Origin of the sequence: Maritimibacter alexandrii (assembly GCF_005871115.1) — a bacterium.
Taxonomy (GTDB): domain Bacteria; phylum Pseudomonadota; class Alphaproteobacteria; order Rhodobacterales; family Rhodobacteraceae; genus Maritimibacter; species Maritimibacter alkaliphilus.
This window is the reverse complement of the sequence record NZ_SWKQ01000009.1, coordinates 207,782-222,910: the sequence shown is the minus strand read 5'-3', so window position 1 is coordinate 222,910 and position 15,129 is coordinate 207,782. Positions and strand designations below refer to the sequence as shown.

The 15,129-nt window shown below is 64.7% G+C and carries 17 protein-coding genes; 9 read left to right on the top strand and 8 right to left on the bottom strand.

Translation table 11 applies throughout. The features are described 5' to 3' along the window. Positions 1-11: 11 nt before the first annotated feature. On the bottom strand, positions 12-449 hold the full coding sequence (locus tag FCT00_RS01850) for a DUF1489 family protein (protein WP_138421616.1): 438 nt from the start codon (positions 447-449) through the stop codon (positions 12-14). 138 nt (positions 450-587) lie between these two features. Here FCT00_RS01850 and FCT00_RS01845 point away from each other — a divergent pair, with 138 nt between their 5' ends. From FCT00_RS01845 to FCT00_RS01810, 8 genes are all read left to right on the top strand, one after another. Further along, positions 588-2,867 (top strand): adenosylcobalamin-dependent ribonucleoside-diphosphate reductase, encoded by a 2,280-nt coding sequence (locus FCT00_RS01845; RefSeq protein WP_138421615.1) that lies wholly within the window; start codon positions 588-590, stop codon positions 2,865-2,867. Between the two features lie 85 nt (positions 2,868-2,952). Next, entirely contained in the window at positions 2,953-4,287 is a 1,335-nt protein-coding gene (gene proS / locus FCT00_RS01840; RefSeq protein ID WP_138421614.1) for a proline--tRNA ligase, read from the top strand. Further along, the gene (locus FCT00_RS01835) at positions 4,284-4,772 is read left to right on the top strand and encodes an HXXEE domain-containing protein (RefSeq protein ID WP_138421613.1); all 489 of its coding nucleotides are present in this window, start codon (positions 4,284-4,286) and stop codon (positions 4,770-4,772) included. The genes proS and FCT00_RS01835 overlap by 4 nt, the downstream gene beginning before the upstream one ends. 54 nt (positions 4,773-4,826) lie before the next feature. Next, complete coding sequence (locus FCT00_RS01830; protein ID WP_040885229.1) at positions 4,827-5,321, top strand: DUF2937 family protein; 495 nt, start codon at positions 4,827-4,829, stop codon at positions 5,319-5,321. Between the two features lie 11 nt (positions 5,322-5,332). After that, positions 5,333-5,722, top strand: a complete 390-nt coding sequence (locus tag FCT00_RS01825; RefSeq protein ID WP_008334535.1) for a hypothetical protein — start codon at positions 5,333-5,335, stop codon at positions 5,720-5,722. Positions 5,723-5,794: 72 nt separating this feature from the next. Beyond that, positions 5,795-7,042: a lipoprotein-releasing ABC transporter permease subunit gene (locus FCT00_RS01820; protein ID WP_008334536.1), complete on the top strand. Its 1,248-nt coding sequence runs from the start codon at positions 5,795-5,797 to the stop codon at positions 7,040-7,042. After that, complete coding sequence (locus FCT00_RS01815) at positions 7,035-7,718, top strand: ABC transporter ATP-binding protein (RefSeq protein WP_138421612.1); 684 nt, start codon at positions 7,035-7,037, stop codon at positions 7,716-7,718. The genes FCT00_RS01820 and FCT00_RS01815 overlap by 8 nt, the downstream gene beginning before the upstream one ends. A gap of 71 nt (positions 7,719-7,789) precedes the next feature. Next, positions 7,790-8,263 (top strand): L,D-transpeptidase, encoded by a 474-nt coding sequence (locus FCT00_RS01810; protein WP_235888921.1) that lies wholly within the window; start codon positions 7,790-7,792, stop codon positions 8,261-8,263. A 155-nt stretch (positions 8,264-8,418) separates the two neighbouring features. Here the strand turns inward: FCT00_RS01810 and FCT00_RS01805 are convergent, their stop codons facing one another. From FCT00_RS01805 to FCT00_RS01780, 6 genes are all read right to left on the bottom strand, one after another. Then, positions 8,419-8,862, bottom strand: coding sequence for a DMT family transporter (locus FCT00_RS01805; RefSeq protein ID WP_008334539.1), 444 nt, complete (start codon positions 8,860-8,862; stop codon positions 8,419-8,421). Further along, positions 8,859-9,227 (bottom strand): PaaI family thioesterase, encoded by a 369-nt coding sequence (locus FCT00_RS01800; protein ID WP_235888920.1) that lies wholly within the window; start codon positions 9,225-9,227, stop codon positions 8,859-8,861. The genes FCT00_RS01805 and FCT00_RS01800 overlap by 4 nt, the downstream gene beginning before the upstream one ends. Before the next feature lie 75 nt (positions 9,228-9,302). Further along, entirely contained in the window at positions 9,303-9,902 is a 600-nt protein-coding gene (locus tag FCT00_RS01795) for a PAS domain-containing protein (protein WP_171042852.1), read from the bottom strand. Positions 9,903-9,977: 75 nt separating this feature from the next. Beyond that, positions 9,978-12,551, bottom strand: coding sequence for an HWE histidine kinase domain-containing protein (locus FCT00_RS01790; RefSeq protein ID WP_138421609.1), 2,574 nt, complete (start codon positions 12,549-12,551; stop codon positions 9,978-9,980). Further along, positions 12,548-13,126: a heme oxygenase-like domain-containing protein gene (locus FCT00_RS01785; RefSeq protein ID WP_138421608.1), complete on the bottom strand. Its 579-nt coding sequence runs from the start codon at positions 13,124-13,126 to the stop codon at positions 12,548-12,550. The genes FCT00_RS01790 and FCT00_RS01785 overlap by 4 nt, the downstream gene beginning before the upstream one ends. Positions 13,127-13,208: 82 nt before the next feature. Next, on the bottom strand, positions 13,209-13,796 hold the full coding sequence (locus tag FCT00_RS01780) for an exopolysaccharide biosynthesis protein (protein ID WP_235888919.1): 588 nt from the start codon (positions 13,794-13,796) through the stop codon (positions 13,209-13,211). Positions 13,797-13,922: 126 nt separating this feature from the next. On the opposite strand from FCT00_RS01780, the gene FCT00_RS01775 reads away from it, so the two are divergent. Continuing rightward, positions 13,923-14,444, top strand: coding sequence for a pyridoxamine 5'-phosphate oxidase family protein (locus FCT00_RS01775; protein WP_008334554.1), 522 nt, complete (start codon positions 13,923-13,925; stop codon positions 14,442-14,444). Between the two features lie 30 nt (positions 14,445-14,474). On the opposite strand, the gene FCT00_RS01770 is transcribed toward FCT00_RS01775, so the two are convergent. Next, complete coding sequence (locus FCT00_RS01770) at positions 14,475-15,044, bottom strand: hypothetical protein (RefSeq protein WP_171042851.1); 570 nt, start codon at positions 15,042-15,044, stop codon at positions 14,475-14,477. Between the last annotated feature and the right edge of the window lie 85 nt (positions 15,045-15,129).

Below are 15,129 nucleotides of genomic sequence, written 5' to 3'. Positions count from 1 at the left end.
GCGTGCGGGGCTTACAGAATCCCGATCTCGGCCAGCGCGGTTTCCAGCTCTCGCGGCAGTTCGCTTTCACCTTGGCGACCTTTCGGCAGATCGCGCGGCGCGTCCTCGGGCTTGAGGTAACGCCAGCCCTGAAACGGGCGCCGGGGCGCGGCGTGGGTGCGCACGACCTCGCGGTCCAGCACCAGACCGCAGCGGCGGATGCCGTCCTCGCGCACGACCTCGTCCAGCCGCACGACCCGCTGGCGGGCGAGAATCACGCCCTTGAAGACCCAGTAGAGCGAGCCGCCGTTCAGCAGTTCCTCCTCGCGTTTCGGCCACATGCGGGTGACATGGCGCGGCTCGTAATCCGGGTCGCCCCCGGCGCGCATCTTTTGCCACGCGGTCAGCTCATCGACCGCTTCCGCGCCGACGCAGAGTTTCACCAGATTGATATGGCTCACCGTGTTCACCTCTTGTTCATCCCCCAAAATCTAGTGGTTGGGGATGACTCGCACCCATCATTGGCGTAATACTAGGTCTCCCCCGCTGACTGATTCAACCGGGGGCCGCCGCTTAATCCGCCACGCTGAAGATCAAAAGGCCGTGCCATGACCCGTTTCGCCGCCCCCATCGCAGAACAGATCTGGGATATGAAATACCGGCTCAAGGAAGCCGACGGGACGGCGGTGGACAAGACCATCGAGGATACGTGGCACCGGATCGCTGATGCGCTGGCGGAAAGCGAGCCGGAGCGGGCGGGGGAGTTCTATGCCGCCCTCGAGGATTTCAAATTCCTGCCTGCGGGCCGGATCACGGCGGGCGCGGGCACAGCGCGCAACGTGACCCTGTTCAACTGCTTCGTCATGGGCACGATTCCCGACAGCATGGCGGGCATCTTCGACATGCTGAAAGAGGCTGCGCTGACGATGCAGCAGGGCGGCGGGATCGGCTACGATTTCTCGACGATCCGGCCCAAGGGGGCAGGGGTCAAAGGCGTGGCCGCCGATGCGTCGGGGCCCTTGAGCTTCATGGACGTGTGGGACGCGATGTGCCGCACCATCATGTCGGCGGGCAGCCGCCGCGGCGCGATGATGGCGACGATGCGCTGCGACCACCCGGATATCGAGGATTTCATCACCGCCAAATCCGACGCGGCCCGCCTGCGCATGTTCAATATGTCCGTGCTCGTGACCGACCCGTTCATGGAAGCGGTCAAATCCGGCGGCGCGTGGGATCTGACCTTCGACGGCACGACCTATCGCACCGTCGAGGCGCGCGATCTGTGGAACAAGATCATGCAGGCGACCTATGATTATGCCGAGCCGGGCGTGATCTTCATCGACCGCATCAACCAGATGAACAACCTGGCTTATTGCGAGACGATCGCGGCCACCAACCCCTGCGGCGAGCAACCCCTGCCGCCCTATGGTGCCTGTCTGCTCGGGTCGATCAATCTTGCCCGACTGGTGGAGCACCCGTTCGAGGAGGCCGCGACGCTCGACTACGATGCGTTGAGCGACCTCGTTACCACCGCCGTTCGGATGATGGACAATGTGGTGGATGCCTCGCGCTTCCCGCTGGAGCAGCAGGCGCGTGAGGCCGAAGCCAAGCGCCGGATCGGGCTGGGCGTCACCGGGCTGGCCGATGCGCTGCTGATGCTTGGGCTGCGCTATGGCTCGGACGAGGCTGCCGCGCAAACCGAGGTCTGGATGAAGGCCATCGCGCGGGCCGCGTACCTCGCCAGTGTCGAGCTTGCGAAGGAGAAGGGTCCGTTTCCGCTGTTCGATGCCGAGGCCTATCTGGCCTCCGGTTCGCTTCAGCATATGGACGACGACGTGCGCGAGGCGATCCGCGAACACGGCATCCGCAACGCGCTGCTCACGTCGATTGCGCCCACCGGGACGATCAGCCTTTACGCGGGCAACGTGTCGTCGGGGATCGAGCCGGTGTTCGCCTATGCCTACACGCGAAAGGTGCTCCAGAAAGACGGAAGCCGGACCGAAGAAGAGGTCGTGGATTACGCCGTGCAGATGTGGCGCGACAAGTTCGGCGACGCCGATCTGCCGGATTACTTCGTGAACGCACAGACGCTGGCCCCGATGGACCACGTCAAGATGCAGGCGGCGGCGCAGAAATGGGTCGATTCGTCGATCTCCAAGACGATCAACTGCCCCGAGGACATCAGCTTCGAGGGGTTCAAGGACGTCTACATGGAAGCGTGGGAGACGGGTTGCAAAGGCTGCACCACCTATCGCCCGAACGATGTAACGGGGTCGGTTCTATCGGTGAGCGAAGAAACGTCGACCGCCCCCGAAATCGTCGCCACCACCGACGCCGAGCCGCGCCAGCCGCATGGCGACGTGGTCTATATTTCCGAGCCGCTGGATCGGCCGCAGGAACTGGACGGCTCGACCTACAAGCTCAAGTGGCCGGACAGCGAACACGCGATCTACATCACGATCAACGATCTGATCGTGGGCGGGCATCGGCGCCCGTTCGAGGTGTTCATCAACTCCAAGAACATGGAGCATTTCGCCTGGACCGTGGCGCTCACCCGCATGATCTCGGCGGTGTTCCGGCGCGGGGGCGACGTGACGTTTGTGGTCGAGGAACTGAAAGCGGTGTTCGACCCGCGCGGCGGCGCGTGGATGCAGGGCAAGTATATCCCCTCGATCCTCGCGGCCATCGGCGGCGTGATCGAGAAGCACATGATCGCCACCGGTTTCCTTGCCGGCGAAGGTATGGGGCTGAAGTCCGACCCGCAGGCCGACGTGGTCAACATCGGTCATCGCCCCGGCCCGGCCTGCCCGTCCTGCGGCCAGTACACCATGCAGATGATCGAAGGCTGCATGACCTGTTCGTCCTGCGGTCATTCCAAGTGCGGCTGAGCGCGACGCGTTCAACGTAACGACCGCACTTGTCGCCTTGGGGGCGGCGCGATAGGGATGCGCCACGATATCACGTGAGGTTTCCATGCGCCTGTCCCGCTACTTCCTGCCCGTTCTCAAGGAGACGCCGTCCGAGGCGCAGATCGCCAGTCACCGCCTGATGTTGCGGGCCGGGATGATCAAACAGCAGGCGGCGGGGATCTATTCGTGGCTTCCGCTGGGCTACAAGGTGCTCAAGAACATCGAGCGGATCGTGCATGAGGAGCAGCAGCGCGCGGGTCACATCCCGATCCTGATGCCGACGCTGCAATCGGCTGATCTGTGGCGCGAATCCGGGCGCTACGACGATTACGGGCAAGAGATGCTGCGCATCACAGACCGTCACGGGCGCGATATGCTCTATGGTCCGACGAATGAGGAAATGGTGACGGATATCTTCCGCGCCCATGTCGGCAGCTACAAGGATCTGCCGCTCACGCTTTACCACATCCAGTGGAAATTCCGGGATGAGATCCGCCCACGGTTCGGCGTGATGCGGGGCCGCGAGTTCTTCATGAAGGACGGCTACACCTTCGACCTGACCCGCGAAGATGCGCTGCATGCCTATAACCGCCACCTCGTCAGCTACCTGCGCACCTATGAGCGCATGGGGCTTCAGGCGATCCCGATGCGGGCCGACGGCGGGCCGATCGGCGGCGACTACACCCACGAATTCCTCGTGCTGGCCGAAACCGGCGAATCCGAGGTGTTCTATGACAGCGAGATCACCGATCTGAAATTCGGCGACCGCGAGATCGACTATGACAGCGTCGAGGCCTGTCAGGCGGTGCTGGAAGAGTTCACCTCGCGCTACGCCCGCACGGACGAAACCCATGACGAGGAGCTGTTCAACGAAATCCCCGAAGAGCGCCGCCGCGTGGCACGTGGCATCGAGGTCGGCCAGATCTTCTACTTCGGCACCAAGTATTCCGAGGCGATGGGGGCCACGGTGCAGGACAGCGACGGGAACAAGGTTCCGGTCGAGATGGGGTCGCACGGGATCGGCGTCAGCCGCCTTGTCGGGGCGCTGATCGAAGCGAACCACGACGACAAGGGCATCATCTGGCCCGAGGGCGTGACGCCGTTCCACTGCGGGATCGTCAACCTCAAGCAGGGCGATGACGAGGCCGACGCGGCCTGTGAGGCGCTTTACAAGGCGCTGACCGCCGCCGGGCTCGAGCCGCTTTACGACGACCGCAACGAACGCGCGGGCGGCAAGTTCGCGACGATGGACCTGATCGGTCTGCCGTGGCGCATCACCGTGGGGCCGCGCGGGCTCAAGAACGGCGTGGTTGAGCTGACCTCGCGCCGCACGGGCGAGAGCGAGGAACTGGCCTTCGAGGCCGCCGTCGCCAAGGTGCGCGAGATCTACGGGGTGTGATTTCGCGGCGCGAGGTCACCGAGCCGCAAGGGCTGTTTCATCCCTGCCGGGCCTACAGCTACGCGGCCATCGCGTTCATGCTGCATTCGATCGAAGAGCTGGAAGGGCTGGCGGCGTGGGTGGCCGCGCGGAACCTGCCGGTCGTCATCACCGCACCGCAACTGTCGCAGGCGATCACGTGGCTCGCCATCGCGGTTCTGGGTATCCTGATCGTCGGGCGGACGGTGACGAACCGCCCGGTGCAGATCATCGTCGCGGGCGTCGTCGGCGCGCTTTTGGCGAATGTGGCCAGCCATGTGGGCCTCAGCCTCGCGACCTGGACCTATATGCCGGGAACGGGCTCCGCGCTGGCGCTGGTTCTGCCCGCCTGTCTTTGGCTTTATCGGCACATGGCCCTGGCTGACCCGGCGCGGCTGGTGGCTGCGGGCATCGGGGTTCTGGCCATGGCGCCGGTCACGTGGGTCGCGCTGGCGCTTGCCGCGTGACTTGACCGACGCCGCGCCAACGCCCAGACTCGCACCCAAAAAGGAGTGGAGCAGATGCGTATTCTGGCCCTTGCGGGCGGCATCGTCGGTGCGCTTGGCCTGTCGCAGTTTCCCGAGTTCTCGCAGCAGTATGTCCAGCGCCTGTCCGGCGCCGTGGATGAGTTGCGCGCTGTCACCGTCGTGTTCGATGGGGCGGCCAGTGCGGCCGGCCTGACACGTGAAGAGGCGTTGCGCGAAATGCAGTCGGGCAATTCCGGCCTTGTCGCCAGCGTGGGGTCGGGGATCGGCGAGCGGATCGCGCGGTATGAGCGGCTCAATGCCGATTACGAGGCGCTGGCACCCGCCACTCCGGTCGCGCGGCTGGCGAACGTCTGGCGTTTCCGTGATGAGGAACTTGTGGAGCGGACGTGGGAGCATTATCAACCCGCCGTGCCGGTCACCGTGGATGGCGCCATCACGGCGGGGATCGGGTTCGTCGCCGGATGGGCGGTTGTCGGCGGTCTGATCGCGCTTCTGCTCAGACCCTTCCGCCGCCGCCGCTACGCCTGAAAGGAATTGCCATGCCCATGCAGATGCGCTTCGCGCTGATTTCCGCGGGACTTTTGTTCGTCATGCCGCTGCTCGCGGGCATCCTGAAAGCCAGCGTGTTCTGGTGCCTCGCGATCTACGCGGTCTTCATCCTGAACGCGGCCATCGGGGCCAAACGGGTCGGACGCGAAGGCGGGCTGAAATCGATGCAGACGATCCTCATCACGCAGGGCGTGATGATCCTGATCTTCTATCTCATTGGCCGCTTCATCAACCTGATCGCCATGTCGGGCGACCGGGTGGACCTGACGCCGCTGCATTACGGGATCTTCGCCGTGATCGCGCTGGCGGCCATCGGGGCCGGTCTGATCGCGTCGAAAAAGCCCGCGACGCCCGCCGAAACGGACACCAGCGACGCCTGAGGGCACGCCGGTTTCAGATCAGAAAGCCCGACCGTGGCCAACCGCACAGCCCCGTTTTCCCGTTTCGAATGGATGATCGCCTGGCGCTACCTGCGCGCGCGCCGGGCCGAGGGGGGCGTGTCCACGATGACGTGGATATCGCTGATCGGCATCACGCTCGCCGTGGCCGCGCTTATCATCACGCTGGCCGTGCGCACCGGGTTCCGGGCCGAATTCGTCGACACGATCCTCGGCGCGAACGCCCATGTCACCGTCTATACGGCGGGTGAAGTCACGGCGCAGGGAAACCTCGACCGGACGCTCAAGGATTATGACGCATGGGCCGACCGGATCGCCGGGGTCGAGGGCGTCACCCGGGCCGCGCCTCTGGTCAAGGGTCAGGTCATGGCCAACAACCAGGACCGTAACATCGGGGTTCAGATCTTCGGCATCCGCGCCGATGACCTGAAGACCATCCCCGGTATCGTGAACAACGAGACCTCGACCGGGAATATCGACGATTTTCAGGACGGGGTCGCCATCGGCCTTGGCGTCGCGCGGGAACTTGGGCTGGGGCTGGGCGACAAGATCCGCCTGATTTCCCCCAACGGGGTCAAGACGGCGTTCGGCACCAGCCCGCGCGTCAATGTCTACGACGTGAAGTATATCTTTTCCGCCGGCCGCTACGACATCGACGCCACCCGCGTCTACCTGCCCTTCGAAGAGGCGCAGTCCTATTTCAACAAGGAAGGGTCGGCGGACGAGATCGAGGTCATGGTCGAGGACCCGGAAGAGATCAACCGCTATGTCGGTGCGGTGCTGGCGGCGGCTGGCGACGGTTCGCTCGTCTGGACGTGGGAGGACAGTGCGGGGTCGTTCCTGCGCGCGCTTGAGATCGAGGACAACGTGATGTTCATCATCCTGTCCGTGCTCGTGCTCATCGCGTCGATGAACATCGTCTCGGGCCTTATCATGCTGGTCAAGAACAAGGGGCGCGACATCGGCATCCTGCGCACCATCGGGCTGACCGAAGGGTCGGTCCTGCGTGTCTTTTTCCTGTGCGGGTCGGTCACGGGCATCGCGGGAACCGTGTTCGGTGTCATCCTCGGCTGCCTGTTCGCGATCTATATCGACCCGATCTTCGCCTTCGTGAACTACCTGTCGGGCGGCGGGGTCTGGGATCCGTCGATCCGGGGCATCTATGCGCTGCCCGCCAAGCTGCAACTGGGCGACGTGCTGTCGGCCGTGGGCATGTCGCTGGGCCTGAGCTTCATCGTCACGATCTTTCCGGCCCGGCGTGCCGCCCGGATGAACCCCGTGGAGGCGCTGCGCTATGAGTGATGTGCTGACGCTGGAAAGGATCGAAAAGGTCTACAACGCGGGCGAACCGGGCGAGGTCTCGGTGCTGAAAGGTGCGGATATCGCAATCGTACCCGGTGAGGTCGTGGCCCTCGTCGCGCCCTCGGGCGCCGGGAAATCCACGCTCCTGCACATCGCCGGTCTGCTCGACACGCCATCGGCGGGCCGCGTCGCCATCGGGGGCGAGGACGTGACTGATCTGGGCGACCGCCGCCGCACCGCTCTTCGCCGCTCGAAGATCGGGTTCATCTACCAGTTCCATCACCTGCTGCCGGAGTTCACGGCGGCCGAGAACATCATCCTGCCGCAGCTTGCGAACGGGGCCGCGCAGGGCACCGCGAAGGCGCGGGCGGCGATGCTGCTCGACCGTGTGGGCGTCGCGCACCGTGCCAGCCATCGCCCCGCCGAACTGTCGGGCGGCGAGCAACAGCGCGTGGCGTTCTGCCGGGCGCTGGCGAATGCGCCGGAGCTTCTGCTGGCCGACGAGCCGACCGGGAACCTCGACCCCGAAACCTCGGACCGGGTGTTCGGGGCGCTCATGGATCTAGTCCGTGAAACCGGGCTGTCGGCCCTGATCGCGACGCACAATCACGACCTCGCCGCGCGGATGGACCGGATCGTGCACCTTGATGGTGGGATGGTCACACCCAAGACGTGATACGACACATACCTCTTGCCGAATCGAGGTGACCCCCCAATCATTGAGTCGTATTTAGGGGGATACACCATATGTTGCGTAAACGACTTTCCATGCTCGCGCCGATCCTGGCCGCGACGATATTTTCCACGACCACGGCGCCTGCCAGCGCGGAAGAGGTCTTTTCATCATCCAACCAGGCGAACCAACGGATCGTGGTCCGCGTCGACGTGTCGGAGCAGCGGATGACCGTGATCCAGGGCGGTCAGAGGCTTTACGACTGGGATGTGTCGACGGCGCGCGTGGGGAAATACACGCCGCGCGGCACGTTCCAGCCGCAGTTCTTTTCGCCCAATCACCGCTCGTCGAAATACGGCGGCGCGCCGATGCCGTGGTCGGTGTTCTACGACGGCGACTATGCGATCCACGGCACCGATGCGATCAGCCGGCTCGGCGCACCGGCCTCGGCCGGGTGCGTGCGGCTGCACCCGGACAATGCCAAGCTCCTCTACGCGATGATCTTCGAGGCCGGGAAGGCAGAGACCTTCATCGTCGTTCAGGACTAGGTCCGGTTCGAAAACTGTGCGGGCTTGCGCCCGCGCAGGTCTTGCGCCGCCCCGCCTTCGACGGGTCGTCGCGGTTGGGGGAGGCCAGCCTCCCCCGTCTCGCCCCTCGGGGCGAGCCTCCCCCTCCGAGGTATTTGAAGACCGAAGAAGCCGGATCAGGCTTTCTGGGTGAGCCAGACCCCGACCGCCATGAGGGCGATGCCCGCGGCACGGGTCAGGCTGATCGGCGAAATGCGCGCGCCGAAGAGGCCGAACTGGTCGATCAGGGCGGCGGAGACGAGTTGCCCCAGCAGAACGAAGAACACCGCGTTTCCGACGCCGAAGCGGGGCGCGACGAAGGTGATCGAGAGCACGTAGAAGGCCACGAAGAACCCGCCGGTGAGCAGCACTTTCGGTGCATCCCCGAGCCGCGCGATGGCCGAGGGTCCGGTGAGGAGCGCGGCGATCAGGCCGATGGTGAAGGCGAGGCCGAAGGTCACGATGCCGGTGGCGAAGGGATTGCCGATCTTCTGACCCAGCTGCGAATTGATCGCGGCGAAGACGGGGATGCCGATCCCGGCGATCAGCATGGTCAGGGCGTAGCCGGTCGTGCCGTTCATGGGACCATGTAGGTTGCGGTGGCCGTGGCCACGGGTTTGTCGGAGGGTTCCGCGATCATTGTCGCATCGGCGAAGAGCACGGCCTTTCCTGCCCGCACCACGCGGGCGTGGCAGGCGATCCGCTCGCCCGCGCCGGGCCGAAGGAACACCGTGTCGAGGTTGGTGGTCGCCACAGGTTTGAATTCGCCGTAGTGGCCGATGGCGGCGAAGACCATCGCGGTGTCGGCCAGCGTCGCCAGCGCCTGACCCGAAACGATCCCGCCGACGCGGGCGATCTCGTCCGTTATGGGGATAGACAGGGTCGCGCCGTCCGGCCCGATCGCGTCGATGCGCATGTCGAGCGCGCGGACCCAGGGGGCGAACATGTCTGCGAGGATTTTTTCGGCGGTTTCAGGCGTCATGGCGGCCACAATGTCCGTAACGCCCGCGCCGATCAAGCCTCAACCTGCGGAGGTTTCGCTGTCGCGGTCTATGAGGCCGCGCAGATCGTCGATCGCCGCGCTCGCGCGGTCCGCCGCGCCCCCGAGGTCTTCGGCGATCTGGGCGGTCATGTCCTGATCCAGCCCGCGTTTCATGAGCCGGGCGGAGGAGGCCGAGACGTTGGCGAGATTGGCGAAGGCGTGCAGTGCGCTGGGCAGGGCCATCACGATGTCACGGTCGTGTGCGCCTGCGTCGGAGGTGAGGGCGAGGACGGTTCTGACGCCGCTGCCCTCGGCCATCAGGGGCAGGGTGCGCACGGCGCGCGGTTCGTCTTCTCCGGCCAACTGCCCGGTGAAGGTCGCGGTGGCCCCGTCGAGCGCCTGTTCCAGCGCGGCGCGTGCCTCGGGCGCCGTGTTCTGCGCCCACAGGGCCGACCAGGATGCGCCGCAGATGTCTTCGGCCTGCTTTCCGATCAGGGCGGCGCCCCGGCGGTTCACGGCGACCACTTCGCCCGCCTCGTCGACGAGTTTGGCGCAGATGCCGGCCGCGTCTGCAAGAAGGTCAATCAGCGCGTGAAGCACCGATGCGTCGATCGCATTGGATTTGAAGACGAGATCCAACTTGTCCTCCTTGGGCAATAAGTCGGAGCCTCAGTATCGTTTGAGGTGACTAATGACAAGCTTGACGCGAAGATATCAGCGCGACATCGCCTTGGCAAAAGCACCGCGCAGGCTTTCGTTCGAGAAGGGTTTCTGAACGACGGGACAGGGTGGATAGCTTTCGATCAGTTCCGGGGTCTCACCATAGCCCGTGGACAGCACGAAGGGGACGCCGAGTTCCGCCAGCCGTTTGGCCACGGGCACGGATTGTTCGTCACCGAGATTCACGTCGAGCAGCGCGAAGTCGAGTTTGTGGCTTTCGACGATATCGAGCGCCTCTTTCACCGAGGCGGCGATCTTGACGGTCTTCGCCCCGAATTCTTCGAGGATGCCCTGCGCGTCCATCGCGATGATGAGCGTGTCCTCGACGATCAGGCCGACCCCCTGAAGCGTGAGTTTCTGCGCGGCCTTCGACGGGGGCGGCGGCGCGACGGGCGCGTGGTCTTCTTCCTGCACCCCGGCGATGTGGCCCTTGGGAATGTGGAAATGCGCTTCGACGCCGGAAATCTTGTAGTCGATCCGCGCCTCGCCCTTAAGCTCGTGCGGGATGGACAGCTCGATGATGGTGGAGCCGAAGCCCCGGCGGCTCGGCGCCTTGACCGGGGGGCCGCCCGCCTCGCGCCAGTCGATCGAGATTCCGCCCTTGGCATCCTCGGTGATCTGGATCGTGACCGTGCCGGACTGATCGCAGAGTGCGCCGTATTTCATCGAATTCGTCGCCATCTCGTGAACCACCAGCGCGACGTTCGTGAAGGCGGTGGGCGACAGGAGCGCATCGGGGCCGTTCACGATCACGCGTTGCGACTTGGCCTCGGCATAGGCCTCGAATTCGCAGCGGATCAGTTCCTTCAGCGGCGCCGGCTCCCACCGGTCGCGGGTGAGCTGGTCGTGGGCGCGCGCGAGGGACTGGATTCGGCCATCGAGGCGGCTGGTGAAATCCGCGACGCTGCCGGTGTCGGACTTGGTCTGAGACACCAGCCCCTGCATTAGGTTGAGGATGTTGCGCACGCGGTGATTGAGTTCGGAAATCAGAAGCTGTTGCTGTTCCTGAGCGCGCTTGCGTTCCTCGGCGGTGGCGTCCGTCACCTTGAGGAAGATCTCAAGCAGCACGACGCGAAGCTGGTCGGCGGCATGTTCGGCGTGATCGGTCCAGGCCTCGGACTTGCCCTCGACATCCTGTTGCCACGTCTCGAAGCTCTTGCGCGGGGTCAGGCGGGTGCCGTTGGGGCCGACCTCGACCGCCTTGGTCGGGTCTCCGGCCCAGTTCACCTTTTCCGTCACCGGTCGGCGGCACAGGACAAGGTAGTCGCGCGGAAAGCGCGACACGGGAATGGCAAGGATGCCCGCGGCCCGGTCGACGAAGGAGGCGGAAGCGGGCAGGATACGCGACAGGTCTTCGGTGGAGAAGATGCCGGGGGTCGGCGCATCGTCCAGCAACTTGGCGATATGCTCGAATTCCTCGGCGGTGGGGGTCGTCCCCGTCGCACTGAATTCGCCGTCGTGATAGAGCACCATGCCGTCGTGCGGGATCACGCGCTGGATGTCGGGAGAGAGCGAGAACAGGCTTTCGTCAAGCGCCAGACCATCGGCCATATGCGCCATGATCCGGGTCTGAAGCCGCGCGGTATCGTCCTGCGCACGCGACCGGATGCGGGCCTGATATTGACCCAGTTCGAACGAAAAGAGGTGCGCGAACAGTTCGACCGCCGTGCGCCGTTCATAGTCGATGTAGCGGGGCGAATTGTGGTGGCAGGCGAACAGCCCCCAAAGCTCGCCGTCTTTCATGATCGACACCGACATCGAGGCTTCGATGCCCATGTTGTGCAGGTATTCGATATGGATGGGCGATACCGCGCGGGTCACGGCGAGGGACAGGTCGACCGGCTTGCCTTCGGCATCCACACCGGGACGGATGACCGATCCGGGGTCTTCGACATCCGCGATCAGGCGCAGCAGCGCGCGTTTGTATAGCGCACGGGCCTGCACGGGGATATCCGAGGCCGGGAAATTTAGACCCAGATAGCGTGTTTCGCCATCGGACCGGCACTCGCCGATCACGCGGCCCGAATGGTCCGGCTGGAATTCGTAGACCATGACGCTGTCGAACCCGGCGATCTCGGCAAGGCCACGGGCGGCGTCGTCGGCCAGTTGCGCGAGATCCTTGGTCGTGTCGATGTTCTGGATGAGGGGATAGACCTCGCTCATCACATCGCTGCCGCGTTCGGCGGCCTTGGGTTCGAATTCGAGGATCAGGTATTGGTCGCTCTGGTGCAGCGACAGGTCGAACAGTCGTCCGTTGTTCTTGAGTTCGACGCCGAAAAGGCGGACCGCGGTCTGGGTGATGTCGCCCCGCGTCATGGCGGTGCTGAGGCGGGCGATGGCGCTGGCGTCGACGATCTCGTCGATGTTCTGGCCGATCACCTCGCCGTCGTGGTGGTCGAGGATCGTCCCAAGGTTTTCCGAGGCGTGCTGGATGACCCAGTCGGGCGACAGTGCCACGAGCGCGCCGTAGGACTGGACGCGACCGAGCAGGTGGATCGGCTCACGGTCGCAGTTGGTCAGGTCGACGGGCGTGCCGGGATCGATGTGGCGGATGGTGGGTTCGTTCACGTTGCCGCCTTTGCAAAGGTAAGCCTGCCCGCTTGCGCATAAAGCGCATAGCCTGCCCGGGTGTCGTCGATCAAGCGCCTTGCGGCGTCGCTGTCAGGGTCCACATCGCCCAGCTTGGCGCAGACCGCCGCCCATTGGCTCCGGCGGTCGGTCGGCTGGAAGAACCGGGGGAGGGGGGCGATACCGGCCCGCGTCGCGCGCACACGCATCGCGTCCACGCCCATCTGCGAGCCGAGCACGAGATAGGCACCGGCCAGTCCCGACAGCGGTCGCGTTGCCTGCACCGCGGGGGCGCGCTGGCTCAGATCCGCACAGTCTTTGGCGAGGCGGTCGATCAGGTCGGGCAGAATCACGGCGATCTCGCGCGCGTCGGACCGCGCGGTGGCGTCGCGGATGGCCGACAGCGCGGCATGCTGGGCCGCAAGGAACGGCGCCATGTAGGCCCCCGGATCGTCCATGAACGGGGCGAAGAGCCGCTCGGAAGCGTCATGGTCCTCGCGCGTCATCTCGCGCAGGGTCACCCGGAACGAGCGACGGGACGGTGCCTCGGCCGCTACCTTAGTAAGACTGTTCATATCGGGTAGATGTATCCCAAATCCACGACTTCCCCAAGACCAAGCCGCAACAAATGTTATTGTTCCATCCCAAAATCAAAAATTAGGCGAGCAGGTATTGGCCGAGTGCGAAAGCGCCCACGATCGTCGATAGTCCGAGGAGCACCAAAAGCCCGTCCCGCGTCACCATCGCGACCGCCATGACGGCCACCGCGAAGCCGAGAAGGGACGATGTGAAGGGCACAAGCTCCAGCATCGGCATCATCGCCCCGGCCAGCAGGCAGATGATCTGCGGCACGATCAGCAGCGGCGGCTCGACCAACATGCAGACCCGTTGCCGGGTCACCCGGTCGAGGAACAGCGCGGGCGGGCAAAGCCAGTCGAGCGCCTTGCGGATGCGCTCACGTGGCGCGTGGCGCCGCATGATCCAGTCGGGCAGCCAGACGTGATCGCGCCGGGCGATCATCTGGAACGCGATCAGCGCGATCGAAATGCCGCAGATCGAGGACAGGCCGGGGATACCGCTCGCCGGACTCGCCACGATCATCGCGGGCAGCATCAGAAGCGGTGCGAAGGACGCGCGCCCCATCGCTTCGACCACATCGCGCACCGACACCTCGTCCCCGTCCAGCGAAAAGCGCGCCCGGTTGAGGATTCCGGCGACGCTTTCGGGCCGGGTTGTGGGGGTCATGTTCGTGTCTGCGGTCGTCATAGATGCCTGCCTTGTCCGGGGAGTTAACGCCGCCCGCCCGGAACGGTTCCCCCTTGCGGAACCGGCACGACGGCGCGGCGTTGGGACATCGAAAGGAGACATTCGATGTCAGAACTCAAGAAAGCCAAGACCGATCCGACCGACGTTTTCTGGGGCACCGCCGAGGACACGCGCTTTGGAATGCTGGGCCTCAAGGGCAAGGATCAGCACCTTCAGCCCATGACGCATTTCGTGGATCGCGACACCAATTCGCTGTGGTTCATGACCAGCCGCGACACCGACCTCGCAAAGGCCGCGGGCGAAGGCTGGCAAACCAAGATGAGCGGTGACGGCACCGAAGCGTGGTTCATCCTCGTGTCCAAGGGGCAGGACGTGCAGATCTGCTGCAAGGGGCGGCTGCACTATTCCGACGAGATGGAGAAGCACAAGGAACTGTGGAACCCGGTCGCGGGCGCATGGTTCGACGGACCCGAAGATCCGAAGCTCGCCGTCTATCGGCTGGAACTGGAAGAGGCCGCGATCTGGGCCTCGACCGATTCCAGCTTCGTCTTCGCTTGGGAAATCGCCAAGGCGCACGCCAAGGACGAAGACCCGGACGTGGGCACGCATACCGTCATCAACTTCTGAAAACGCGCCCGCGCGCGCAGGGCCGATCCGTTACTGAAACGGGTCGGCTTTTTTCGAGTTTCCACCGCCCTCGAAGGGGTCGGACCGCGATCCGACCGCGTCGAGGTAGCTTTCGGTGCAGGACATGACCTCGTTCATCGCCATGTTCGTGCCGCGCAGGGAAAAATCGCCCAACTCGGTGCCGCGATAGGTCCAGACCATGTGGTTCGACCGCTGGAACTCCCGAACGAAATTCCCGGCGCTGTCCGAGGTGGCGGGGAACAGGTTGTAAAGCCCCCGTCGCCCGTCGACATCGGTGCCGTACATGGTGATGTCCCAGGGCGGGCGGCGGTCGAAGCGGACGACGAGCTGATAGGCTTCGTCCACCGCGATGGAATCCCAGTGGTGGTTGAGGATCGCGATCCGCAGCCCCAGATCGTTGGTCGAGGTGTCCAGACCGAAGAAGACGAAACTGTCGTTGTCGTATTCCGCGATGGCCGCGCAGGCGCCGTAAGCCTCGTAAAAGTTGACGTCCCACCAGCCGATCGTTTTCCACGTGATGACGTCTTGGGCGGCGGCCGGCGTGGCGAAGACGGCAAGGGCGAGGGCAATGGCGCGCATCTGTAGCTCCCGATGGACAAGCGTTTCCATCAGGTTAGCAAGAGTTCGCCGAATCGCCAAACCCGCTGAACGCGGGTCTGGCGGG